Raw genomic sequence first — 23,961 nt, forward strand, 5'->3', positions numbered from 1 at the left:
CCCATGGCCGATCTGCGGGCCACAGGCCTGACGCTGGCCTACGACAAGGTCACCATCGTCGATGAACTCTCACTGCAAATCCCCGCCGGGGAAGTGACCATGGTGGTCGGCGCCAACGGCTGCGGAAAGTCCACGCTGCTGCGCGCGCTGGCCCGGCTGCTCAAGCCCGCCCAGGGCCAGGTGCTGCTGGACGGCTCGGACATCCACACCCGCCCGGCGCGGGAGGTGGCCAAGAAGCTGGGGCTGCTGCCGCAGACCCCCAACGCCCCGGACGGGATCACCGTGCGCGAGCTGATCAGCCGCGGCCGCTACCCGCACCAGGGCTGGTTCAAGCGCTTCTCCGCGGAGGACGAGGCCGCCGTGACCCGGGCCATGGAGCTGACCCGCACCTCGGAGCTGTCCGAACGCCCGGTCGATGAGCTCTCCGGCGGGCAGCGCCAGCGCGTGTGGATCGCGATGGCGCTGGCCCAGGAAACCGGGCTGCTGCTGCTGGATGAGCCGACCACCTACCTGGACATCGCCCACCAGCTCGAGGTGCTGGACGTGATCGCCGAGCTGAACCGCACCCGCGGGATCACCGTGGTGATCGTGCTGCACGATCTGAATCTGGCCGCCCGCTACGCCGACCACCTGGTGGCGCTGAAGGACGGGAAGGTCTTCGCCTCCGGGCACCCCAGCGTGGTGGTCACCGAGAAAACCGTCAAGGAGGTGTTCGGGATGCCCTCGCGGGTCATCCCCGACCCGGTGGCCGGCACCCCGCTGGTGCTGCCCATCGGCAAGCACCGGGTGCTGCGCGCCGAAAGCCTGCTGGCCGCGAACGGGATCGTGCGCCGGGACATCTCCACCCCGGAGGTCACCGAGCAGCCGGCGAAGCAGCCGCGGACCCCGGAGGGGCGGCAGGAGCTCTCCGCCGAGCTGCGGCCCAGTGCCGAGCACTGCCCGACCCTGGCGTTTGAGACCGAGGTGGTACGCGCCGAGAACATCTCCCACTCCTTCCGGCGCATCACCCTGGCCGGTCCGGACCTGGAGCACTTTGGCACCAACAGCCACCCGCTGGACATGCGCATCAAGCTGCTGCTGGCCACCAACAAGGCCGGCATGCTGCCCCAGGAGCTGGCCGCGATGCGCCCGGCCGGGCTGACCAGCCCCGCCGAGCAGGCCGGCTGGTACCAGCGCTGGCTGGCGACCGACCCGCAGGAGCGCGGGGTGATGCGCACCTACACGGTGCGCGCCTTCCGCGACGCCGGGCACCGCGACAACCAAAGCGGGGACTGGCCGGAACTGGACATCGACTTCGTGCTGCACGGACGCTACGTGGACGGGCACCTGCAGGGCGGGCCGGCCACCGAATGGGGCGCCGGGGCGAAGCTCGGGGACCGGATGCTCCTGCTGGGGCCGAACAAGGCGCTGAACGACGCCAGCTACGGCGGCATCGAATTCCGGCCCGGCAACGCCACCCGCGTGCTGCTGGTGGGCGATGAGACCGCCGCGCCGGCGATCTGCTCGATCCTGGAGGCGCTGCCCTCCACGGTGACCGGCGATGCGTTCATCGAGGTCCCGGAGGCCGGGGACATCCTGGGCACCACCACCGCCTCCGGGGTGTCGGTGCAGTGGCTGACCCGCGGCACCCAGCCGCACGGCAAGCTGTTGGAGTCCGCCGTGCGGGAGGCGGTGGCGATCCCCGCGGCGGGGGTGGTGCACACCAACGCCGACCCGGAGGACGTGGACATCGATTCGACGATCCTGTGGGAAACCGGCGGCGGCTCGGCCGGGCCGTTCTACGCGTGGATCGCCGGGGAGGCCTCCGCGGTCAAGACGCTGCGCCGCTACCTGGTCAAGGACGTGGGCATCGACCGCAAGCAGGTGGCCTTCATGGGCTACTGGCGCGAGGGGAAGACCGAAAACTAGGCTGCCACCCTCCCATTTTCGACGCCAGACGGAGTTGCTGCCGGGGCAGGAGTGCGGATGTTCCGCGCTCCTGCCCCGCGGTCGTTAACCCGAACCCGGCGCGGATGCGGTGCGGTGCGGTGCGGTGCGCTGCGCCAAGGGGCGTGCCTAGCAGTCGTCGTCGATCAGCGCGGTGAGGATCCGGGCCAGCTGGGCCTGGTCCGCCGGGTCCAGCCGGGCGAAGAAGTCGTTCATCTGCACGCGGCGGTCCTCGCGCAGCACGGCGCTCAGTTCCGCGCCGGCCGGGGTCAGGCTGATCAGCCAGGCGCGGCGGTCGGCCGGGTCCTGGGTGCGGCGCACCAGCTGCTTGTCCTGCAGCTGGTCGACCACCTCGGTGGCCGAGCGCGGGGCGATGCGCAGCTGTTCGGCCAGTTGGGAATTGCGCAGCCCGCCGGGGCTATCCCCACCCTGGCTGGCGCGGGCGAGCAGCATCATCGCCCGGGACTGGTGCGGGGTGATGCCGTGCGGGTCCAGGGCCAGGCGTGTCTGCCGCCTCACAGACCGGGCCGCACGGTGGAAGAGGGAGGCCAAGTCGGGCTGTGTTTTCGCATCGGGCATGGATTCAGAATATGGCAGTGCTGCCAAGAAATTCAAGATGCAGCCACATAGTGAGGTTACCTCTGTTATTATTGGGTGGTAAGTTTTCCCGCACCCAGGAGGCGGACATGAACCAAACCCATCGGGCAGCGCCCCGAACCGAGCGCGCCGGCGGATCCAACCGCGAACGCAAGCTGCGCCAGGACCGCGCCCAGCTTGAGCAGCACCCGGTCTCGCTGCGCCGCATCGGGGCCCTGTTCGCCCCGCACCGCGCCACGCTGATCGTGGTGGTGCTGCTGATCGTAGCCTCCTCGCTGATCGGGCTGGCCCAGCCGTTCATCGTGCGCGAGCTGATCGACCACGCCATTCCGCAGCAGGACGTGCGCGCGCTGGTGCTGGGTGCCGCCGGGCTGGTGGGGGTTGCGGTGATTACCGCGCTGTTCGGGGTGATCCAGACCTGGCGGGCCACGCTGATGGGGCAAAAGGTCATGCACGGGCTGCGCACCTCACTGTTCAGCCACCTGCAGCGCCAGTCGCTGGCGTTCTTCACCCGGTCGCGCTCCGGGGAGGTGCAGTCCCGGCTCATTAACGACGTGGGCCAGATGCAGTCCGTGGTCACCAACTCGGCGACCACCATCGCCTCCAACCTGACCACGGTGGTCGCCACCGCGGCGGCGATGGTCGCCATCTCCTGGCGGTTGAGCCTGATCTCCCTGGTGGTGCTGCCCCTGGCCATCATCCTCGCCCGCCAGGTCGCGCAGCTGCGCCGCCGGATCACCTCCCGGCGGCAGGCCGAAATGTCCACGCTCACCTCATTGATCGAGGAGCGGCTGAGCATCTCCGGGGTGCGCCTGGCCAAGCTGATGGGAACCACCGCCGCGGACAGCGCCCGCTTCTCCGAATCCAGCGCCCGGCTGATCGACCTGGAAATGCGCAGCCAGTTGGCCGGACGCTGGCGCATGGCCACCATGTCGGTGATCTTCGCGGTGGTGCCGGCGCTGCTCTACCTGGCCGCCGGGCTGCCGGCCACCTCCGGCGGGATGACCATCGGCACGCTGGTGGCCTTCACCGGGCTGCAGGCCGGGATCTTCCGCCCGGTCATGGGGCTGATGAGCGTCTCGGTGCAGTGGGTTTCCGCCTTGGCGTTGTTCAGCCGGGTCTTTGAGTACCTGGATACCGACCAGGCGCTGCCGTTGCCCGAGCGGCCCGTGCGCCTGGAGCCGACGCGGGTGCGCGGACAGGTGCGTCTGGAGAACGTTGGATTCCGCTACCCGCAGGGGCACCAGGACACGCTGCGCGGGATCAACCTGGAACTGGTCGCCGGGCAGACGACCGCGGTGGTCGGGGCCACCGGCTCGGGCAAGTCCACCCTGGGCTCGCTGATCCCGCGCCTGGCCGATCCCACCAGCGGCCGGGTGCTGCTGGACGGGCAGGATCTTCGCACCCTGGACCCGCAGGATGTGGCCGCGGTGGTGGGGGTGGTCTCCCAGGAGAGCTACCTGCTGCACGGCACGATCCGCGAGAATCTGTCCTGGGCGGCACCGCAGGCCACCGAGGAGCAGATGTGGCAGGTGCTTGAGGATGCACAGATCGCCGAGCTGATCTCCTCGCTGCCCGAGGGGCTGGAGACCATGGTCGGCCAGCGCGGGCACCGCTTCTCCGGCGGGGAGCAGCAGCGCCTGGCGATCGCCCGCACGATGCTGCGCAATCCGAAGGTGCTGGTGCTCGATGAGGCCACCAGTGCGCTGGATACCGTGACCGAGGCGCAGGTGCAGCGGGCCCTGGACCGCCTGGCCCAGGGGCGCACGACGCTGCTGATCGCCCACCGGCTGAGCACCATTGCCCGGGCGGAAAAGATCGTGGTGCTTGATGCCGGGCGCGTGGTGGAAGAAGGCTCGTTCGATGGGCTGGCTGCCGCCGGCGGGGCCTTTGCCCGGCTGCTGGGCAGCAGCGACTACTCGCGCCAGCTCAGCAGTTAGCCTCCGGCTGCCCGCCGGGCTGCTGGCCGTCGAGGTTGGAAAGGATCCGGGTCAGGGCGCGGCCGATGACCTCGCGCTCGTCGGCCTCCAGCTGATCGAAGATGGCTTCGCGGATGAAGTTCACGTGGCTGGGGGCGGCGGTGCGGATGGTGTGCCAGCCCTGCTCGGTCAGGCTGATCAGGTTGCCGCGCCCGTCGCGGGCGTCCGTGCAGCGTTCGATCAGCCCCTTGTTCTCCATTCGGCGCAGCAGGTGGGACAGGCGGGAGCGGTCCCAATCCAGTTCACGCGCCACATCGGCCGGGCGCAGCTGCTTGGAGTTGGATTCCGATAGGGTGGCCAGTACGGAGTACTCTCCGGACTGCATCTTTGAATCCCGCATCAGCTGGCGGTCCATGGCACTGGGAAAGTGCCACAGGAACTCGCGGATGATGCGCCACAGGCGCTGCTCCTGGTCATCGAGCCAGCGCGTTTCCTCGGCCATGTGCCGTCATCTCCTCGTCGGAACCCCGGAATGCTAGATGTTGTTGACACGTCAATTATTCCGTGGCATTCTGTTTTTGGCAAACATAGATGACGCGTCAATTTGATGGCGCAGTTCGACCCAGTGAGGAAAGCAGCACATGAACAAGATCGCCATCGTTACCGGCTCCACCCGCCCCGGACGCCTGAACCTCTCCGTTGCCCAGTGGGTGCTGGAGCGTGCCCAGCAGCGCGGGGACGCCGAATATGAAATCGTCGACATCCAGGACTTCAACCTGCCGGTGCTCGACGAGCCGTTCCCGGCCGCCTACCAGAACTACCAGCAGGAGCACACCAAGGCCTGGGCCGCCAAGCTGGAGGAATTCGACGGTTACATCTTCATCACCGGCGAGTACAACCACTCCGTGCAGCCGGCCCTGGCCAACGCACTGAGCTACGTGAACCTGGAGCTGAACAACAAGGCCGCCGGCATCGTGGGCTACGGCTCGGCCATGGGCGCCCGCGCGATCGAGCACCTGCGCGGGATGCTCTCCGAACTGCAGGTCGCCCACGTGCAGAAGACCGGGCTGTTCTCCCTGTTCACCGACTTTGAGAACTTCACCAGCTTCGCCCCGACCGAGATCTCGGCCACCTCGGTGGAACCGATGTTTGACCAGCTCGCCGCCTGGACCACCGCCATGAACTCGGTGCGCAAGCCGGCCCTGGCCGACGCCTAGCAGCCGGCACGCCGCCTCGCGCGAGCCGGTCACCGACCGCGAGCCGCGAAGGCGGGCACACCGACAACCCATCGCACGGCGCGGGAGTGCGCGGAGCAGCGCCTCCCCGCCCCCGCGCCAGTGCTTTAACGTTTTCCACCGAGCATTAACATTTTTCACCGACCCCGCTCATTGCGCTGCCATGCCAACGCGTTAGGGTGTGATCAATGAGCTGCATCCGTGACCAATGATTGCAGGAGGGCATCATGAGCGAGGAACATTCCACCAAGGGCACCTATGTGACCGGCGACGAGTTCAAGCGGGACACCAACTACATCCAGGACCGGATCGTGGCCGCGGACACCGACCTGGAGCAGGCCACCGGCCCGTCGGACAGCAAGATCGGCCACCCGGACGCCGCGCTGGGCGAGGGCGCCGAAACCTGGCCCGTGGAGGCCGGGCGGTACCGGCTCATCGCGGCACGCGCCTGCCCCTGGGCGAACCGCACCCTGATCGTGCGCCGGCTGATGGGCCTGGAAGACGCGATCTCGGTCGGCATGCCCGGGCCCACCCACGACGCCCGCAGCTGGTCCTTCGACCTGGATCCCGATGGCCGCGACCCGGTGCTGGGCACCGAGCGGCTGCAGGAAAACTACCTCAAGCGCTTCGCCGACTACCCGCGGGGCATCACCGTGCCGGCGCTTGTGGACATCCCCACCGGCGGCGTGGTCACCAACGACTACCCCCAGATCACCTGGGACTTCTCCACCCAGTGGAAGCAGTTCCACCGCGAAGGGGCCCCGAACCTGTTCCCGCGTGAGCAGCTGGAGGAAATGCTGCCGCTGATCAAGCTGATCTTCACCGAGGTGAACAACGGGGTCTATCGTGCCGGGTTTGCCGGGAACCAGCAGGCCTATGAGGATGCCTACGACCGCCTGTTCGCGGCCCTGGACCAGCTCGAGGAGCGCCTGGAAACCCGCCGCTATCTGATGGGGGACCACATTACCGAGGCGGATGTGCGCCTGTTCGTGACCCTGGTGCGCTTCGACGCCGTCTACCACGGACACTTCAAGTCCAACCGCAACAAGCTCACCGAGATGCCCAATCTGTGGGGCTACGCGCGGGACCTGTTCCAGACCCCGGGGTTCGGAGACACCATCGACTTCGTGCAGATCAAGCAGCACTACTACATCGTGCACGAGGACGTGAACCCGACCCAGATCGTGCCCAAGGGCCCGGACCTGTCCGTGTGGCTTGAACCCCACGGGCGCGAGTCGCTGGCCAACGGTCCCCAGTTCCTGGACGGCACCGCACCGGATCCGGTGCGGGAGGAGGAGCGGGTTCCGGCCGGGCACAACCCGCTCTACCCGGCCTAGTCCGACGCCCCAGCCGGTAGTGGCCCTACGCGGCCAATGCCGGCTGGTTGGGGTGCCAGACCCAGTTGCGTCGGTATCTTTGCTCCGGATCCTGCTGCGGACTTTGCAGCACATAGGGAACCCCGTTGACCATGCGGATTTTCAGGAATCCGGCGTGGAAGGCCAGGTGGCAGGACTTGCACAGCAGGCATCCATTGTCCACGCTGGTTTTCCCACCCAGCACCCAGGGCTGGCAGTGGTTCACCTCGCACCGGTGAGCCGGCATCGTGCAACCGGGATTGATGCATCCGCGGTCTCGGGCCACCACCGAGCGGGTCTGCCCGATGGTGAAGAGTCTTCGTCGTCGTCCCAGGTCCAGCACTTCGCCGGCCCCGCCCAGGATTCCCGGGATGATTCCGCCGATGGAGGCGCTGCAACGCAGTTCGTTGGCGCTGATCCGCTGGCCGTGACTGGTTAGCCCCGCCGCGTCCGTCATTCCGCGCAGTGCGTCGTATTCGATGGTGACCAGCAGGTCGACCATCGAGGGCAGCACCAGACCGGAGCCGTTGGGTACCGCGATGGAGGTCGGCTCCCCGGGACCACGCGGCGTGGCGGTGGCCGGACGGGGGCTGAACAGGGACTGGCGCACGATGTCCAGGACCGTGCGCAGCAGCTTGCGGGCGCGCACGGCGCTCGGGTCGCTGGTCTCTCCGCTCGGGCTTTCGGGGGCGGCGCCGGCCGCAGCCCGGGCTTGCCGGTTGGCCGCCAGGTTCGGGTTGGACAAGCGGTCGGCGGTCATCAGCAGCAGTTCGTGATCCGTGGTCGTGCAGGTCAGTTCCCACACATGGCCGTAGGGGCCCAGCCCGCGGTAGCGCAGGCCCGCGCAGCGTTCATGCACCGCTTCGCGTTCGGCAAGATCCGGGGCGCTGAGCTCCTCGCTGATCGACTTCAGCTCCGACTTCACGGCCGAATGCCCCTGCGCGGCGGCCCCGTCCACCCGGCGTTCGGCATCGCGCAGCCTTGCGCCGGACAGCTGCAGCGAACCGAGCTTCGCGGCGGCCGCGCCCACGGTGGCCGGGTTCTGGGAGGCGTCGGCAAAACGGCTGGACAGCTGCGTGAACTGGGCCGGACGGCTGCCGCTGCCCACCAGCTGGCGGTGGGTGCGCACCAGCGCCTTGGCGGCAAAGAAGTTCGCGTCGATGACCCGGGCCACCAGGTCAATTTCCGAGCGGAACCGGGACTTGGCCGCGGCGGGGATCTTGGCGTTGACCGGCAGCGGCGCCCCGGTGGCCAACTCGATGGTGGAGGTATCCAGCGCATGGGAGAGCGAGTCGGCCTGCAGCCGGTGCGCGGCGGTGCCCGCCACCGCACCGGCCGCCCGCACCCGGGCATAGGTGGCGCTGCGCTGCAGCGACTCGGTCACCCGCAGCATGCTCAGCGCCTCGGCGGCGGTGAGTTGCTCATCATCCAGCCCGTCAAGCACCTGGCGGGCGGCGGCATCCAGCAGCGCGAGCACACGCAGGCTGCGGCCCGAGGGCGAGTCGGCCTCGCCGCCGGTGACCAGCTGGGTGAGCCGGTCCATGAGTGAACCGGGAAGTGTTGGTGCCATGACCCGATGATGCCCGCAAAAACCGGCGGCCGGAGCCGATGAAGCAAATCTGTGGATAACAATTTTCGGGCCGCCGTCCTGCCGGTGCCGTGCCAGCGCCGCACCCGTGGCCGCACCCGTGCCGCGCTGGGGCGCAAATCGGAAACCGTGGGCGCCGCGTGGCAGGATTAAACCCATGACGATCATTGCTGCAGCGGACGGATCGGCACTGGGCAATCCCGGGCCGGCGGGATGGGCCTGGTACATCGACGAACAGAACTGGGCGGCCGGCGGGTGGGACCACGGAACCAACAACATGGGCGAGCTGCAGGCGGTGCTGGAACTGTTTCGGGCCACCGAGCACCTGGCGGGCGAGGAGCTGCGGATCCTGTGCGATTCGCAGTACGCCATCAACTGCATCAGCAAGTGGATGCCCGGATGGAAGAAGCGCGGCTGGAAGAAGGCCGACGGCAAGCCGGTCATGAACCAGGAAATCCTCAAGGAGCTGGATGCGGCGATCCAGAACCGTTCCTACACCTTCGAATGGGTGCGCGGCCACGCCGGACATGAGCTGAACGAGGCGGCCGATGAGCGGGCGCGGGCCGCGGCCACCGCCCACCAGCGCTCCGCCCCGGTCCCGCACGGGCCGGGCTTCACCCGCGACGCCGCCCCCGGGTCGGCGGCTGCGGCCACGACGGCGGCCACGACGGTGTCCGCGGCGGGGCCGAGGACCACAGCGAAGACCGAGGCTGAGACCGGCGCGGGCCAGGCCGCGCCGGTGCACACCGGGTCGCATGCCGCGGCGCCCGGGGAGCTGGCCGCATCGGGCCAGGCGGAGCCGGCCGGAGCGGAAACCACCGCCATGGTGTTCGGCCTGGAGCGGGGGATGCTCGATGGGAAGGTGCGCACCTCCTTTGAGGAGTTCGTCGACTTCCTGCACCCCGGATACCAGGAGGTCAGCCGCCACGGCGGGCTGCTGGACGTGGCCACCGTGCAGCAGGTGCTCGACTCCGGGCAGCGGCTGCCGGCCACCGGTCCCACCCAGCTGCTCACCGCCCACGCGCTGGCCGATGACCTGGTGCTGCTCGCCTACCGGATGAAGCCGGCCGACGGGTCGGCGACGCTGGTGTGCTCCTCCTGGTGGCAGCAGACCGAGCAGGGTTGGAAGCTGCGCTTCCGGCAGGAAACCGCCGAACAGCCGCGATAGGATCGGAAACCATGAAACAAGTGATCACCGAGCAGTTCGCCGAGCTGGCCGCGCAGCTCGATGAGCGGGCCGGGCAGGGTACCGAATTCTGCGCCCAGTTGGCCGTCTACCACCGCGGGGAACTGGTGCTCAGCCACACCGCCGGAGATTACCTGGCCGGGGACGCGCTGACCTGCATCTACTCGGTGACCAAGGGGCTGGGGTCGCTGGTCATCGCGTTGCTGGTGCAGGAGGGCAAATTGGACCCCGAGGCCCCGGTGGGGCGCTACTGGCCCGAATTCGCGGTCGCCGGCAAGGAGCAGGTTACCGTCGGGCAGCTGCTCAGCCATCAGGCCGGGGTGCTGGGGGTGCCCGGCGGGGTTCCGGAGGAGGTCCTGCTGGACTCGCGCCGGCTGGCCGGGATGCTGGCCCAGATCCCCAGCTACTGGCCGCTGAGCCAGCACATCGTGGGCTACCACTCGCTGAGCATGGGCACCTTGATGGAGGAACTGGTGCGCCGGGTCAGCGGACAGGAGCTGCAGCAGATCTTTGAACAGCGCATCCGCCGGCCGCTGGGCGTGGACGCCTACATCGGCCAACCCGCCGAGCTGGAGCCGCGCTTCCGCCCCACCCTGATCACCAATACGCCCGAGACGTTCGTGGACCCGTTGTCACTGTCCGGGATGTCGCTGAACTCGCGGGCGGGGTTCGCCGTGGACGGCGTGCGCCACGGCCAGGCCGGGCTGCTGGCGTGGGCGAACAAGCCCAACGTGCGCGCCGCCGGGCCCACCAGCCTGGGCGGGGTGGCCAACGCCCAGGCCCTGGCGGCGATCTACGCCGCCTCCTTTGGGCCGGTGCCGGAGCTGGGTATCGAGCGCGGGCTGCTGGATCCGGACACCTGGGCGCAGGTCTCCCGCGAACGGATCTTCGGCCCGGACCGGATCAGCGGGCAGCCGCAGTCCTTCGGGCTGGGGTTCACCAAGGGCACCCCCGGCCAGGAGTACGGCTCGATCTTCGCCTACGGGCACAACGGGGCGAATTCGTCGATCGCGTTCGCCGACCCGGCGCACAAGCTCGCGGTCGCCTACCTGCCGGCCGGGCCGGAAGGCGAGACGCAGAACCCGACCGGGATCCAGCTCAGCCGAACGATCCGCCAGATTCTGCAAGCGAAGGAGAAGTAATGAAGTTCGTGGCACTGGGTGACTCGTTCACCGAAGGGGTGGGCGACGTGGACCAGCTGCGCCCAAACCAGGTGCGCGGGTGGGCGGACCGGGTCGCCGAGGTGCTATGCGCCCAGGGGGACTGGCAGTACGCGAACCTGGCCATCCGCGGCAAGAAGATCCGCCAGGTCATCAACCAGCAGCTGGAGGCGGGCCTGGCCCTGGAGCCGGACCTGGTGACCATCTACGCCGGCGGCAACGACATCCTGCGTCCGAAGGTCGACATCAACTCGCTGATGCGCGGGTATGAGGGCATGGTGCAGCGCTTCACCGACTCCGGGGCGAAGGTGGTGCTGTTCACCGGGTTCGACACGGCCGACTCGCCCCTGTTTTCCCGCACCCGCCCGCGCACCGCGCTGTACAACGAGCTGGTGCGCACCATCGCCGAACGCCACGGGGCGATGATCGCCGACTACTGGCGCTGGCGCGAATTCAGCGACCCGCGCCTGTGGGCGGTGGACCGGCTGCACATGAACGAGCTGGGGCACACGATGATGGCCCGGCGCGTGCTGGGGGTGCTTGGCGCCCACGGCGTGGTGCCCGAAGCCTGGCAGGAGCAGATCCCGGCCCCGGTGCTGGCCCCGGTGCCGGAGAACTCGCGCGGGGAAAAGATCCGCCAGGACCTGGGCTGGGCGCGCGAACACCTCGCCCCGTGGATCAAACGCCGGCTGACCGGCACTTCCTCGGGCGACACCCTGCAGGCCAAGTACCCGCACTACATCACGCTGGGCACCGGGCAGTAGCCCGCGGCATTGCGCGCGCCGGGCGCATCTGTGCCGGGCGCGCGGCTGACAGCCGGTGTTGTGGGTTCCGCCACGCACCGGCTATCCTTAACGAGGAGTTCCGGGGCTGGCCCCGGGATCCACGCCGCTGACGGATGGCGGGAGAGACCCTCCCACGCCACGGAAGGGCGCCGAAGGAGCAATTCCTCCCCGGGAAACTCTCAGGCCACCGTACCGCCATCAAGAGGCAACTCTGGAAAGCAGCCGGTTTGACCGGTTCACCGAAGGTGCAAGTAGTCGCATCCGTTTGCCGGCTACGTAAAACTCTCAGGTATGACAACAGGGATGGGGAGGGAAACGACCTTCCATTGGCATGCGCCTTGACAGATCCCACGGAGTTTCCTGCACCATGACCATCACGCAGACCTCGCCATCGACGAGCAGCGAATTCGTCTCGCGCCACATCGGCCCACGTCAATCCGACATCCAGACCATGCTCGAGACCCTGGGGTACTCCAGCCTGGATGAGCTGGTCGACACCGCGGTGCCCGCGGACATCCGCCAGGGCGAGCCGCTGCACCTGCCGGCCGCACTGAGCGAGACCGAGGTGCTCGCCACCCTGCGCGGCATCGCGTCGAAGAACGTGCTCAAGACCCAGATGATCGGCCAGGGCTTCTACGACACCATCACCCCGCCGGTGATCCGCCGCAACATCGTGGAAAACCCGGCCTGGTACACCGCCTACACCCCGTACCAGCCGGAAATCTCCCAGGGCCGCCTTGAGGCGCTGCTGAACTTCCAGACCATGGTCATGGACCTCACCGGCCTGCCGATCGCCAACGCCTCGCTGCTCGATGAGTCCTCCGCCGCCGCCGAGGCGGTGCTGATGATGCGCCGGGCCAACAAGAAGAAGGCCAACGGCAAGACCGTGCTGGATTCGAACCTCTTCCCGCAGACCATCAAGGTCGTGCAGGGCCGCGCCGAGGCGCTGGGCTTCGAGATCGAGATCGCCGATCTGGGCGCCGGGCTGCCCGAGGGCGAGATTTCCGGGATCGTGCTGCAGCAGCCGGGCAACGACGGCGCGATCGTGGACCACCAGCAGATCATCGCCGCCGCCAAGGACGCCGGGGCGATGGTCACCGTCGTGGCCGACCTGCTGGCGCTGACCATGATCACCCCTCCGGGGGAGCAGGGCGCTGACATCGCGGTGGGCAACACCCAGCGCTTCGGGGTGCCGCTGTTCTTCGGCGGCCCGCACGCCGCCTACATGGCCGTGGGCAAGGGCATGGAGCGTTCCATGCCCGGACGCCTGGTCGGGGTGTCCACCGATGACGCCGGGCTGCCGGCCTACCGCCTGGCGCTGCAGACCCGCGAACAGCACATCCGCCGCGAGAAGGCGACCTCCAACATCTGCACCGCCCAGGCGCTGCTGGCCATCTGCGCCTCCATGTACGCGGTCTACCACGGCCCGGCCGGGCTGAAGCAGATCGCCAGCCGCACCCACAACCACGCCCGGGTGCTGGCCAGCTCGCTGATCGCCGGGGGCTACACCCTGGCCGCCGAATCGTTCTTCGACACCGTGGTGGTCAACGTGCAGGACGCCTCCGCCGTGCTGGCCCAGGCCTCCCTGGCCGGGATCAACCTACGCAAGGTCAGCGACACCCAGGTGGGCGTCTCCACCGACGAAACCACCACCAGCGCGCACATCGCCGCCCTGGCCGAGGTGTTCGGCGTGCAGCTCAGCGCCCCCGAGGGCTTTGAGATCCCCGAGGCGATGGTGCGCACCAGCGACTACCTGACCCACCCGATCTTCAACACCATCACCTCCGAAACCCAGATGATGCGCTACCTGCGTCGCCTGTCGGACCGCGACCTGGCGCTGGACCGCACCATGATCCCGCTGGGCTCGTGCACCATGAAGCTGAACTCGGCCGCCGAGATGGAATCCATCACCTGGCCCGAATTCGCCGGCATCCACCCGTTCGTCCCGGCCGAGCAGTCCATTGGCTGGCGTGAGCTGATCGCCGACCTAGAGGGCCGGCTGACCGCGATCACCGGGTACGCCGGGGTTTCGATCCAGCCCAACGCCGGATCGCAGGGCGAGTACGCCGGGCTGCTGGCCATCAGCGGCTACCACGCCTCCCGTGGCGAGGCGCAGCGCAACGTCTGCCTGATCCCGGCCTCCGCGCACGGCACCAACGCCGCCTCCGCGGTGCTGGCCGGCATGAAGGTGGTGGTGGTCAAGACCGCCGCCGACGGCACCATCGACGCGAACGACCTGGACGCGAAGATCGAGGCCAACAAGGACGTGCTGGCCGCGATCATGATCACCTACCCCTCCACCCACGGGGTGTACGACACCGACGTGCGCGAGGTGTGCGACAAGATTCACGCCGCCGGCGGTCAGGTGTACATCGACGGGGCGAACATGAACGCCCTGGTGGGCCTGGCCCAGCCGGGCCAGTTCGGGGGCGACGTCTCGCACCTGAACCTGCACAAGACCTTCTGCATCCCGCACGGCGGCGGCGGGCCGGGCGTGGGCCCGGTGGCCGTGGCCGAGCACCTGGTGCCGTTCCTGCCCGGGGACGCCAACGGCGCCTACACCGAGCGTGACGGCGTGCCGGTGGTGGCCACCGCCTTCGGTTCGGCCGGCGTGTTGCCGATCTCCTGGGCGTACATCGCCATGATGGGCGCCGAGGGCCTGACCCAGGCCACCAAGACCGCGATCCTCTCCGCGAACTACATCGCCACCCGGCTGAACGAGCACTTCCCGATCCTGTTCACCGGCAACGGCAACCTGGTCGCCCACGAGTGCATCCTGGACCTGCGCGAAGTGACCGCCAAGACCGGGGTCACCGCCGAGGACGTGGCCAAGCGGCTGATCGACTTCGGCTTCCACGCCCCGACCCTGGCCTTCCCGGTGGCCGGCACCCTGATGGTGGAGCCCACCGAGTCCGAGGACCTGGCCGAGATCGAGCGCTTCATCGAGGCGATGATCACCATCCGCCAGGAAATGGAGGAGGTGCTGGCCGGGGTGTACGAGGTCGCCGAGTCGCCGCTGCGCCGTGCCCCGCACGCGGCCGCCGCGGTGATCACCAGCAAGTGGGACCGCAAGTACTCGGTCGAGCAGGCCGTGTTCCCGGTGCCGAGCCTGAAGCAGGACAAGTACTTCCCGCCGGTGGGCCGCATCGACGGCGCCGCCGGCGACCGCAACCTGATCTGCTCCTGCCCCGCCCCTGAAGCCTTCGAAGACTAGGACATGACTACCGTGACTGACATCAAGCACACCGTGCTGCACGCCAAGCACGAGCAGCTCGGCGCGAACTTCACCGACTTCGGCGGCTGGGACATGCCGCTGCGCTACGGTTCGGAACTGGCCGAGCACAAGGCGGTGCGCTCCACCGCCGGCCTGTTCGACCTCTCCCACATGGGCGAGGTGTGGGTCAGCGGCCCGCAGGCCGCCACCGCGCTGAACACCGCCCTGGCAGGGAACCTCGGGGTGGTGAAGCTGGGCAAGGCGAAGTACTCGCTGATCCTCAACGAGGCCGGCGGAATCCTCGATGACCTGATCGTCTACCGCCTGGAGGAGGAGAAGTTCCTGGTCGTGCCGAACGCCGGCAACGCCGCACTGGTCGCCCGCGAACTGGCCGAACGCGCCAAGGGCTTTGACGCCACCGTCCAGGACGTCACCGCCGAAACCTCGTTGATCGCCGTGCAGGGCCCGAACGCGCAGGCCATCGTCAAGGCGCTGGCCGCCGACGAGGCCGGCGCAAGCGTCGTGGAGGAGATGAAGTACTATTCCGCCGCCCGCCTGGCTCTGGGTGGGGTGGACACCATCCTGGCCCGTACCGGGTACACCGGTGAGGACGGCTTCGAGCTGATCATCGCGAACGAGGACGCCGAAGGCCTGTGGGAGCAGATCGTGCAGATCGGCAAGGACCACGAGCTGGTGCCCTGCGGGCTGGCCGCCCGCGACTCGCTGCGCCTGGAGGCCGGCATGCCGCTGTACGGCAACGAGCTGTCCACCGAACGCAACCCGTTCGAGGCGAACCTGGGCCCGGTGGTCTCCTTCAAGAAGGAGGAGAACTTCATCGGCCGCCAGGCCCTGGAAGAGGTGCGCGCCAACGGCACCGCCCGCAAGCTGGTGGGCCTGAAGGGCCTGGGCAAGCGGGCCGGGCGAGCCGGCTACCCGATCCTGAAGGACGGGCAGGTCATCGGCGAGATCACTTCCGGCCTGCCCTCGCCAACCCTGGGCTACCCGGTGGCGCTGGGTTACGTGGATGTTGCGCACAGTGAAGTCGGCACGCAGCTCGAAGTGGAGCTGCGCGGTAAGACTTTGCCATTTGAAGTTGTCGAACTGCCGTTCTACACCCGCGCCAAGTAACGTTGATACCGACGGGCGTCGCACAGCGCCCATTGATTCCCTTCGGAGAGGAACCATCATGAGTAAAGTTCTTTCAAGCCTGCGCTACTCGGCCGAGCACGAGTGGATTGACGACTCCAGCCCGGCCAAGGTCGGCATCACCCAGGTCGCAGCCGATGCCCTGGGCGACGTGGTGTACGTGGACCTGCCGGAGGTCGGCGACTCCGTCACCGCCGGTGAGACCTGCGGCGAGGTCGAGTCGACCAAGTCGGTTTCCGACCTGTACTCCCCGGTCACCGGCACCATCGTCGAGGTCAACTCGGAGGCCGTGGACAACCCGGCCATCCTGAACGAGGACCCGTACGGCAACGGCTGGCTGTTCACCGTCGAGGTCAGCGAGGAAGGCCCGCTGCTCTCGGCCGCCGACTACGCCAGCGCCAACGGCGGGAGCGTCGAGTAAATGGGCAACACCACTTTCCAGTCGATGGCCCCCGCCTCGCTGACCCAGTCGTTGGGTGAGCTTGATCCTGAGGTGGCGGCGCGGATTGATGCTGAGTTGGCGCGTCAGCAGCGTGGCCTGGAGATGATTGCCTCGGAGAACCACACGGCGCAGGCGGTGATGCAGGCGCAGGGTTCGGTGTTGACGAACAAGTATGCCGAGGGCTACCCGGGCCGCCGCTATTACGGCGGCTGTGAAGAGGTCGACGTGATCGAGACTCTGGCCATCGAGCGCGTGAAGGACCTGTTCGGGGCGAAGTTCGCCAACGTCCAGCCGCATTCGGGGGCGCAGGCCAACGCGTCGGTGTATCACGCGCTGGTGCGTCCGGGGGATACCGTGCTGGGGTTGAATTTGGCTCATGGTGGGCATTTGACCCACGGGATGAAGCTGAACTTCTCCGGGCGCCTGTTCAACATCGTGCCCTATGGGGTGGATGAGGCGACGAACCTGGTGGACATGGACGAGGTCGAGCGTCTGGCGGTTGAGCATTCCCCGAAGATGATCGTGGCCGGCTGGTCGGCGTACCCGCGCCAGTTGGACTTCGCCCGCTTCCGTGAGATCGCGGACAAGGTGGGTGCGTACCTGTTCGTGGACATGGCGCACTTTGCTGGTTTGGTGGCTGCGGGGTTGCATCCGTCGCCGGTGCCGCATGCGCATGTGGTCACCTCGACCACGCACAAGACCCTTGCTGGTCCGCGTGGCGGCATCATCCTGTCGAATGACGCGGAGATTGCCAAGAAGCTGAACTCGGCGGTGTTCCCGGGTCAGCAGGGTGGGCCGTTGGAGCATGTGATCGCGGGCAAGGCGGTGGCGTTCAAGATCGCCGCGTCGGAAGAGTTCAAGGAACGCCAGGAGCGGACCTTGGCTGGGGCGCGGATTCTGGCGGAGCGTTTGACCCAGGCCGATGTCGAGGCCAAGGGTATCAGCGTGCTGACCGGCGGCACTGATGTGCATCTGGTGTTGGTTGATCTGCGCAACAGCGAGCTCGATGGCCAGCAGGCCGAGGATTTGTTGGCGCAGGTGGAGATCACGGTGAACCGTAATGCGGTGCCGTTCGACCCGCGTCCGCCGATGGTGACTTCGGGGTTGCGGATCGGTACCCCGGCGTTGGCGACGCGTGGTTTCTCGGAGGAGGCGTTTGCTGAGGTGGCTGAGGTTATTGCGCAGACGTTGATTGCTGGTGTGGAGGGTAGTACGGGCAAGCTTGGGGAGTTGAAGCAGCGGGTGCTGGATTTGGCTGCGGCCCACCCGCTCTACCCGGAGCTGCCGAAGGTGTCCAAGTAACACCCGGTAACACCCGATGAGGGGTCCGGGAAGTGCGCTGGACGCACTTTCCGGACCCTTCGTCATCACGGGAACTTCGCGTTCCCACACCGCGGGTCTTCCAGGCCGAGTCCTGGAACCCGCACCTATTTAGGGCCGGCCCGGCCGGTCTCGTTATACCTAAGGAAGTGATCTGCGATGGCAATCAGCGTCTTTGATTTGTTTTCTGTGGGTATCGGCCCCTCATCCAGCCACACCGTGGGCCCGATGCGCGCGGCCCATGCCTTCATCTCCCATGTCGTGAACAAGGGATACCTGGAGCAGCTGGAAACCGTGCGGGTTGATGTCTACGGTTCGCTGGCTGCCACCGGGCGGGGACACGGCACCTTCACCGCCATCCTGCTGGGGCTGGAGGGCTACGAGCCGGAAAGCATTCTGCCCGCACAGGTCGATGAGCGCCTGGCCGACATCGAATCCGGCGCACCGCTGCGCCTGGCCGAGCAGCTCGGCTCCCGCAAGGACATCGCCTACTCGGTGCCCGACATGATCCAACACCCGCTGACCATCCTGCCCCGGCACACCAACGGCGTGAAATTCGCGGCGCTGGACGCCAGCGGTGAAACGCTGCTGGAGGAGACCTTCTACTCGGTGGGCGGCGGGTTCATCGTCAAGGACGGCGCCGAGGAACGGATCGAGAAAAACCTCGAGGAAAAGGTCAAGGCCCAGCCCTACCCGTTCACCACCGCCGCGCAGCTGCTGGACTACTGCGCCGAGACCGGCAAGTCGATCGCCCAGATCATGCTCGCCAACGAGGAAACCTGGCGCACCCGGGAGGAAATCTACTCCGGGCTGGTGCACATCTACAACGTCATGGAACAGTGCAAGGACTCGGCGCTGGAACGCACCGGGGTGCTGCCCGGTGGGCTGAACGTCCGCCGCCGCGCGCCGGAATGGCATGCCCGGCTGCGCAAGGAAGACAAGGACCGCGACCCGGTCTACTGGCAGGAATGGATCAACCTCGTGGCGCTGGCCGTCAACGAGGAAAACGCCTCCGGTGGCCGGGTGGTCACCGCCCCGACCAACGGGGCCGCCGGCATCATCCCAGCCGTCCTGTTCTACGCCACCCATTACGCTCCGGGCGCCAAGTTCTGGAACGAGGAGGAAAAGCACGAGGCCGTGGTCAAGTTCCTGCTCACCGCCGGGGCCATCGGCGTGCTCTACAAGGAGCAGGCCTCCATCTCCGGGGCAGAGGTCGGCTGCCAGGGTGAGGTCGGTTCGGCTTCCTCCATGGCCGCCGGCGGCCTGGCGGAGGTGCTGGGCGGCACCCCCGCCCAGGTGGAGAACGCCGCGGAGATCGCCATGGAACACAACCTTGGTCTGACCTGCGACCCGATCGGGGGACTGGTGCAGATACCGTGCATCGAACGCAACGCGATCGCCGCCTCCAAGGCGGTGAACGCCGCGAAGATGGCCCTGATGGGCGACGGGCAGCATCACGTGACGCTGGACGAAGTGATCATCACGATGCGCGAAACCGGCAAGGACATGAGCGACAAGTACAAGGAAACCGCGATGGGCGGCCTGGCCGTCAACGTCGTCGAATGCTGATCGCCGACGCCTGAGCCGCGGCGGGCACCACCGCCGGCGGCCGCGGACACCCAACGGGTGGCGGAATGCTCCGCCACCCGTTGTCCTTTAACGCGGTGAGCCCCGGGACGGGAGAAACACCCCTTGACCGCGCCGTCATTAATGGGGCCCACCTGTAAAGCGCTCACCCGGCATCGTCCGATGCCTGGCAGCGTTCCACCGAATGCGGCCCTGCCGGGGCGTCACGGGCTGTGAGATTCGCGGCACCGATTCGGGAAAGCAACCGTTCGGTGATAGAACTAAAAGGTAAGGATACGTTCCGGGGTGCCGATCCCCGACCAATCCAGGAGGTGAACCGCATGGAAGACGGACCAAGTCGATCTACCACCACGCGAACCTCCGTTCCCACTTTGTTCCTGGCCCACTAGCCCGGAAGTACTCAGCCATGCACGGGGGTCTCGCGACCATGACCCCATTCGCCAGCGCGCCAGCTGCCTGACCAGTAGATTTATCCCCGCATCCAAGAAGCGGGCTTCGTCCCGGGCTTCCTGCAAAAGCCCGCGGAAATCTGCGGAAGGGCGGGTCTCGGCGCGCCCCTGAACCGTGTTTGGACTGATGCCAGTGAACACCACCGACAAGGTAGATTTCTCAACTACTTCCCGTATGATCCGTCGCGCCATTGACGAGCGCGACATGGCCGAACTGTCCCGGGTGCTGGACACCCTGGAGGTCCCCGAGGTGCTTGAGCACCTGGAAAGCCTGCCGCTGAAGGACTCGGCGATCGCCTACCGGATGCTGCACAAGGACCGGGCCATGGACGTCTTCGAGATGCTCGACGCCCCCGTGCAGGCCGAACTGCTCGAGGCCATGCAGGGCCACCCGGTCACCGAGGTCTTTGCCGCGATGGACCCCGATGACCGGGTGGCGCTGCTGGATGAGCTTCCCGCCCAGGTCGCCGCGAAACTGCTGCAGGGCCTGGGGGAGCGTGAACGGCGTGAAACCAATGTGCTGCTGGGCTACTCCTCCGGGGTGGTGGGCCACGTGATGAGCCCGAACTTCGTCACCACCCACCCCGGTCTCAGCGTCGCCCAGACGATGCGGCGCATCCACCGGGTCATGGACGATGTGGAAAGCATCTACACCGTGCTGATCACCGACGGCGCGCGGCGCCTGGTCGGGGTGGTCAGCCTGCGTGAACTGATGGGGGCCGATGATGAGCAGCTGGTCGGCGAACTGGCCAGCGAGCCCTACACCGCCACCGCCAACGAACCGGTGGCGGTCGCTGCGCGGCGCACCATCGACACCCGGGTGATGGTCATGCCCGTGCTGGATCTGGAGGAACGGGTCGTGGGGGTGCTGACCATCGACGATGCCATCCGGCTGATCGACCTGGAGGAAGAGGAGCGCTCGGCGCGCGGAGCCGGCACCGAGCCGCTGCGCCGCCCCTACCTGACCACCCCGATCCGCTCACTGGTCAAGTCCCGGCTGGTGTGGCTGCTGGTGCTGGGCATCGGCGCGACCCTGACCGTGCAGGTGCTCTCCAGCTTCGAGGAGACCCTGGAGTCCATGGTGGTGCTCAGCCTGTTCATCCCGCTGGTGGTGGGCATCGGCGGGAACACCGGCAACCAGGCGGCCACCACCGTGACCCGCGCCCTGGCGGTCGGGGACATCCGGGTGGCGGACCTGGGCCGGGTGCTGCTGCGCGAGGTGCGCGTGGGCGGGATCCTGGGGCTGTGCCTGGGCTCGCTGGCGCTGCTGATCGCCAGCCTGGTCTTTGACCTGCAGGTGGCGCTGATCATCGGCGTCACCCTGGTGGCGTTGTGCACGATCGCCGCGGCGGTGGGTGGGATCATGCCGATCATCGGCAAGCTGCTGCGGGTGGATCCGGCGGTGTTCTCCAACCCGTTCATCTCCACGTTCGTCGATGCGGCCGGGCTGGTCGTGTACTTCAGCGTCGCCATGAGCGTGGTGCAAAACTTCGGCGGGATGTAGCGGCGCTGGGGTGTGACACCGCCAACATTTGGACGCCAAGCGTGTGCGGGACGGAATAATGCCGCCGGCCGCGGTGTCACACCTAGCATGGCGCAAAGCTAACTCTTTACCCCCATCACCATTCCCACCCGCGACGGGCAGGGCCTTGAGCTGCGCAACCGCGTGGTGCTGGCCCCGATGTGCCAGTACGCGGTCGACGCCCGCGACGGGGTGCCCACCAGCTGGCAGCTGGTGCACCTGGGCTCGATGGCCCACGGCGGGTTCTCCCTGATCCACACCGAGGCCACCGCGGTCGCCGCCGAGGGGCGGATCTCGGATCGGGATTCCGGGCTGTGGAACAACGAACAGGAGCGGGCCTGGGCGCCGATCGTGGACTACGTCCACTCCCACGGCGCGAAGATCAGCGTGCAGCTGGCCCACGCCGGGGCGAAGGCCTCCACCTACGCCTGGCTGCCCGGCCCGGCGAAGGACGGCAAGACCGGCAGCATCGGCGAGCAGGACGGCGGCTGGCAGACCTATACCTCCAGCCCCTCTGACCTCTACGGGCTGGCCCCGTCCACCGCAATGAGCATCGAGCAGATCCAGCGTTCGGTGCGCGACTGGGCGGCGGCCGCGCAGCGGGCCGACGTTGCCGGGTTCGACGCGATCCAGATCCACGCCGCCCACGGCTACCTGATCCACCAGTTCCTCTCCCCGCTGTCCAATACGCGCACCGACGAGTACGGCGGCAGCTACGAGAACCGGGTGCGCTACCTGAAGCAGGTGGTGCAGGCGGTGGCCGAGGTCTGGCCGCAGGAGAAGGTGCTGGGCATCCGCTTCTCCGGGGAGGACTGGGTGCCGCAGGGCTGGGGGATTGCGGACACGGTGCGCCTGGCCGGGGAGCTGTACCAGATGGGGGTGCGGGCCTTTGACGTCTCCAGTGCCGGGATCGGCGCCTTCCACGGCCCCAGCGGCCCGGGCTACCAGGTGCCGCTGGCCGCCGCCGTGCGCCAGGGGCTGCCGCAGGACGCGTTCGTCACCGCCGTCGGGGCGATTACCGACCCGGTGCAGGCCGAACAGGTCCTGGTCACCGGCGCTGCGGACGGGGTGAGCATCGGACGGGCCGCGCTGGGCGACCCGCAGTGGGCCAACCGCGCCGCGCACACCCTACAGGCCGAACCTGCCATCCCACCGCATTACTGGCGCGGGCGCTGGTAGTTCCCTCAAAGGCACCGCAGAACCGGTCTTCTGCGGTGCCATGATCCGTTGCGATGGGGCAGACTGGCAAGACACCAGCTGATGAGCCGCACCTCTTCCGGGGAACCACTTGGGGTGTTAGGTTAGTCACACGGATCTAGTCGCTGCGCGACTGCAACGGTCGCGTGCGGAAGGGAGTCAGCATGGCACTGCGCGCGGATTCTAATGGAATCGACGCTTCGCTCTATCGAAAGACCGGCTCTTGGAGCACTGTTTTGGCAGATGCTTCGCTGGGAACCACGGCGGCGCAGGAGGCCGCTGACCGGCTACCTGATGAAGTTGCCAAGACCCTCAAAAGTCAGCAAGCGGATCCTCGCGACATCTCAGCAATGACCGAAGCCCTGCAGCCGGTCGAGGGGCTGCGCGCCCCGGTGGCCCGCATGGTTGCCGTCCACGACGGACAGGTGGTGCTCAATGAAATCATCCCGGGCCTGAAGGTGGAAAACACCACCGTGGACACCGGACCGTTCCCGAACTTTGTGGCCCTGGCCCGCGCCCGCGGCGGGGCCTTCTCCTATCTGGTGGCCGAGGCCGGGCGGGCCGGCGGTGAAGTGCACCTGTACAACACCACCTCCCCGGAACGGGTCGCCAGCCGGGGCATCGTGGGCGTGCCGGAGGAAACCCACGTGGCCCGCAAGGTGCCCGGGGAATACGACCAGCCCAAGAACCAGGCCGCGGCCGAAGAAATGGCCCGGCGCAACGCCGAGGAGGTCGCCGACCTGATCCGGGAGATGGCGCACGATAACTACGTGCGGCTCATCGTGATCTCCGGGGATGTGAAATCCCGGGAGATGGTGCGCGACTATGTGCACTCCTCGCTGCAGCCCCTGGTGGCCATGCTGGAGGCCAATACCCGCACCGGCGGGGCCGACCGCAACGCCGTGGACGCGGAAATCCGCAAGCTGGTGGATACCGTGACCGCGACCGAGCTGGAGACCCTCTCCCAGCGGGTGGCGGACAACTCGGGCAACTCGCGGGCGAACCTGGCCCTGGGCATCAACGAGGTGGTGGAGGCCCTGCAGCAGGCGCAGGCCGACACGATCCTGGTCAGCCAGTACCAGGATGAGCACACGCTGCGGGCCCTGAGCGCCGAACCCTGGGTGGCGGTGGAGGATGATCCGAACCACGCCGAACTGGTCATCGGCCAATGGCCGGCGCCTGAGGTGCTGCTGCGGGCCACCGCGCTGACCGATGCGACCATCCGCTACGTCCCCGACGGGCTGCTGCCCAACGGGGTGGGCATCGCTGCCCTGCTGCGCTGGCCGCGCAACAACCACTGATCCCACTAGTCCCAAGGCGTGAGCATTACCCA

At 67.8% G+C, this 23,961-nt stretch carries 18 protein-coding genes and 1 riboswitch; of the genes, 15 read left to right on the plus strand and 3 right to left on the minus strand.

The genetic code is table 11. The annotated features are described in order from the left end of the window. Positions 1-3: 3 nt before the first annotated feature. On the plus strand, positions 4-1,908 hold the full coding sequence (locus FDN03_RS10155) for an SIP domain-containing protein (protein WP_138176559.1): 1,905 nt from the start codon (positions 4-6) through the stop codon (positions 1,906-1,908). A 147-nt stretch (positions 1,909-2,055) separates the two neighbouring features. Here FDN03_RS10155 and FDN03_RS10160 read toward each other — a convergent pair whose 3' ends face one another. After that, positions 2,056-2,445, minus strand: a complete 390-nt coding sequence (locus tag FDN03_RS10160) for a MarR family transcriptional regulator (RefSeq protein WP_249354491.1) — start codon at positions 2,443-2,445, stop codon at positions 2,056-2,058. A gap of 167 nt (positions 2,446-2,612) precedes the next feature. Here FDN03_RS10160 and FDN03_RS10165 point away from each other — a divergent pair, with 167 nt between their 5' ends. Beyond that, a complete protein-coding gene (locus FDN03_RS10165; RefSeq protein ID WP_138176564.1) occupies positions 2,613-4,463 on the plus strand; it encodes an ABC transporter ATP-binding protein in 1,851 nt (616 codons plus the stop codon). Here the strand turns inward: FDN03_RS10165 and FDN03_RS10170 are convergent. Next, positions 4,453-4,944 (minus strand): MarR family winged helix-turn-helix transcriptional regulator, encoded by a 492-nt coding sequence (locus FDN03_RS10170; protein ID WP_138176567.1) that lies wholly within the window; start codon positions 4,942-4,944, stop codon positions 4,453-4,455. The two genes, FDN03_RS10165 and FDN03_RS10170, sit on opposite strands and share 11 nt — an antisense overlap. 139 nt (positions 4,945-5,083) lie before the next feature. Here FDN03_RS10170 and FDN03_RS10175 point away from each other — a divergent pair, with 139 nt between their 5' ends. Together FDN03_RS10175 and FDN03_RS10180 are read left to right on the plus strand one after the other, a co-directional pair. After that, a complete protein-coding gene (locus FDN03_RS10175) occupies positions 5,084-5,659 on the plus strand; it encodes an NAD(P)H-dependent oxidoreductase (RefSeq protein ID WP_138176570.1) in 576 nt (191 codons plus the stop codon). 245 nt (positions 5,660-5,904) lie between these two features. Then, the gene (locus FDN03_RS10180) at positions 5,905-7,014 is read left to right on the plus strand and encodes a glutathione S-transferase C-terminal domain-containing protein (RefSeq protein WP_138176573.1); all 1,110 of its coding nucleotides are present in this window, start codon (positions 5,905-5,907) and stop codon (positions 7,012-7,014) included. 25 nt (positions 7,015-7,039) lie between these two features. On the opposite strand, the gene FDN03_RS10185 is transcribed toward FDN03_RS10180, so the two are convergent. Then, complete coding sequence (locus FDN03_RS10185) at positions 7,040-8,602, minus strand: HNH endonuclease signature motif containing protein (protein ID WP_171021206.1); 1,563 nt, start codon at positions 8,600-8,602, stop codon at positions 7,040-7,042. Positions 8,603-8,777: 175 nt separating this feature from the next. Between FDN03_RS10185 and FDN03_RS10190 the strand changes: the two genes are divergently transcribed. From FDN03_RS10190 to FDN03_RS10240, 11 genes are all read left to right on the plus strand, one after another. Continuing rightward, a complete protein-coding gene (locus FDN03_RS10190; protein ID WP_138176579.1) occupies positions 8,778-9,788 on the plus strand; it encodes an RNase H family protein in 1,011 nt (336 codons plus the stop codon). An 11-nt stretch (positions 9,789-9,799) separates the two neighbouring features. Beyond that, entirely contained in the window at positions 9,800-10,948 is a 1,149-nt protein-coding gene (locus FDN03_RS10195) for a serine hydrolase domain-containing protein (RefSeq protein WP_138176582.1), read from the plus strand. After that, complete coding sequence (locus FDN03_RS10200; protein WP_171021207.1) at positions 10,948-11,730, plus strand: SGNH/GDSL hydrolase family protein; 783 nt, start codon at positions 10,948-10,950, stop codon at positions 11,728-11,730. Before FDN03_RS10195 ends, FDN03_RS10200 begins: the two co-directional genes overlap by 1 nt. Positions 11,731-11,858: 128 nt before the next feature. Next, a riboswitch (glycine riboswitch) is annotated at positions 11,859-11,956 on the plus strand. A gap of 162 nt (positions 11,957-12,118) precedes the next feature. Next, positions 12,119-14,965, plus strand: a complete 2,847-nt coding sequence (gene gcvP / locus FDN03_RS10205; protein ID WP_138176585.1) for an aminomethyl-transferring glycine dehydrogenase — start codon at positions 12,119-12,121, stop codon at positions 14,963-14,965. A gap of 3 nt (positions 14,966-14,968) precedes the next feature. Further along, positions 14,969-16,093 (plus strand): glycine cleavage system aminomethyltransferase GcvT, encoded by a 1,125-nt coding sequence (gcvT, locus tag FDN03_RS10210; RefSeq protein ID WP_171021208.1) that lies wholly within the window; start codon positions 14,969-14,971, stop codon positions 16,091-16,093. A 58-nt stretch (positions 16,094-16,151) separates the two neighbouring features. Next, positions 16,152-16,532, plus strand: coding sequence for a glycine cleavage system protein GcvH (gene gcvH, locus FDN03_RS10215; protein WP_138176587.1), 381 nt, complete (start codon positions 16,152-16,154; stop codon positions 16,530-16,532). After that, entirely contained in the window at positions 16,533-17,855 is a 1,323-nt protein-coding gene (gene glyA / locus FDN03_RS10220) for a serine hydroxymethyltransferase (RefSeq protein ID WP_283205481.1), read from the plus strand. A gap of 177 nt (positions 17,856-18,032) precedes the next feature. After that, the gene (locus tag FDN03_RS10225) at positions 18,033-19,442 is read left to right on the plus strand and encodes an L-serine ammonia-lyase (RefSeq protein WP_138176590.1); all 1,410 of its coding nucleotides are present in this window, start codon (positions 18,033-18,035) and stop codon (positions 19,440-19,442) included. 642 nt (positions 19,443-20,084) lie between these two features. After that, entirely contained in the window at positions 20,085-21,413 is a 1,329-nt protein-coding gene (mgtE, locus tag FDN03_RS10230) for a magnesium transporter (RefSeq protein ID WP_249354493.1), read from the plus strand. A 114-nt stretch (positions 21,414-21,527) separates the two neighbouring features. Next, positions 21,528-22,610 carry a tRNA-dihydrouridine synthase gene (locus FDN03_RS10235; protein WP_283205489.1) on the plus strand — a complete coding sequence of 361 codons (1,083 nt, stop codon included), beginning with the start codon at positions 21,528-21,530 and terminating at the stop codon, positions 22,608-22,610. A gap of 368 nt (positions 22,611-22,978) precedes the next feature. Then, on the plus strand, positions 22,979-23,929 hold the full coding sequence (locus tag FDN03_RS10240) for a hypothetical protein (RefSeq protein WP_249354497.1): 951 nt from the start codon (positions 22,979-22,981) through the stop codon (positions 23,927-23,929). Positions 23,930-23,961 lie beyond the last annotated feature (32 nt).

The sequence above is a fragment of the Glutamicibacter sp. V16R2B1 genome, from assembly GCF_005774635.1.
GTDB classification, from domain to species: domain Bacteria; phylum Actinomycetota; class Actinomycetes; order Actinomycetales; family Micrococcaceae; genus Glutamicibacter; species Glutamicibacter creatinolyticus.

Coding starts and splice junctions, on each gene's coding strand:
- FDN03_RS10155 (WP_138176559.1), top strand. CDS start 4: ATGGCCGATCTGCGGGCCACAGGCCTGACGCTGGCCTACGACAAGGTC.
- FDN03_RS10165 (WP_138176564.1), top strand. CDS start 2,613: ATGAACCAAACCCATCGGGCAGCGCCCCGAACCGAGCGCGCCGGCGGA.
- FDN03_RS10170 (WP_138176567.1), bottom strand. CDS start 4,944: ATGGCCGAGGAAACGCGCTGGCTCGATGACCAGGAGCAGCGCCTGTGG.
- FDN03_RS10175 (WP_138176570.1), top strand. CDS start 5,084: ATGAACAAGATCGCCATCGTTACCGGCTCCACCCGCCCCGGACGCCTG.
- FDN03_RS10180 (WP_138176573.1), top strand. CDS start 5,905: ATGAGCGAGGAACATTCCACCAAGGGCACCTATGTGACCGGCGACGAG.
- FDN03_RS10185 (WP_171021206.1), bottom strand. CDS start 8,602: ATGGCACCAACACTTCCCGGTTCACTCATGGACCGGCTCACCCAGCTG.
- FDN03_RS10190 (WP_138176579.1), top strand. CDS start 8,778: ATGACGATCATTGCTGCAGCGGACGGATCGGCACTGGGCAATCCCGGG.
- FDN03_RS10195 (WP_138176582.1), top strand. CDS start 9,800: ATGAAACAAGTGATCACCGAGCAGTTCGCCGAGCTGGCCGCGCAGCTC.
- FDN03_RS10200 (WP_171021207.1), top strand. CDS start 10,948: ATGAAGTTCGTGGCACTGGGTGACTCGTTCACCGAAGGGGTGGGCGAC.
- gcvP (WP_138176585.1), top strand. CDS start 12,119: ATGACCATCACGCAGACCTCGCCATCGACGAGCAGCGAATTCGTCTCG.
- gcvT (WP_171021208.1), top strand. CDS start 14,969: ATGACTACCGTGACTGACATCAAGCACACCGTGCTGCACGCCAAGCAC.
- gcvH (WP_138176587.1), top strand. CDS start 16,152: ATGAGTAAAGTTCTTTCAAGCCTGCGCTACTCGGCCGAGCACGAGTGG.
- glyA (WP_283205481.1), top strand. CDS start 16,533: ATGGGCAACACCACTTTCCAGTCGATGGCCCCCGCCTCGCTGACCCAG.
- FDN03_RS10225 (WP_138176590.1), top strand. CDS start 18,033: ATGGCAATCAGCGTCTTTGATTTGTTTTCTGTGGGTATCGGCCCCTCA.
- mgtE (WP_249354493.1), top strand. CDS start 20,085: ATGATCCGTCGCGCCATTGACGAGCGCGACATGGCCGAACTGTCCCGG.
- FDN03_RS10240 (WP_249354497.1), top strand. CDS start 22,979: ATGACCGAAGCCCTGCAGCCGGTCGAGGGGCTGCGCGCCCCGGTGGCC.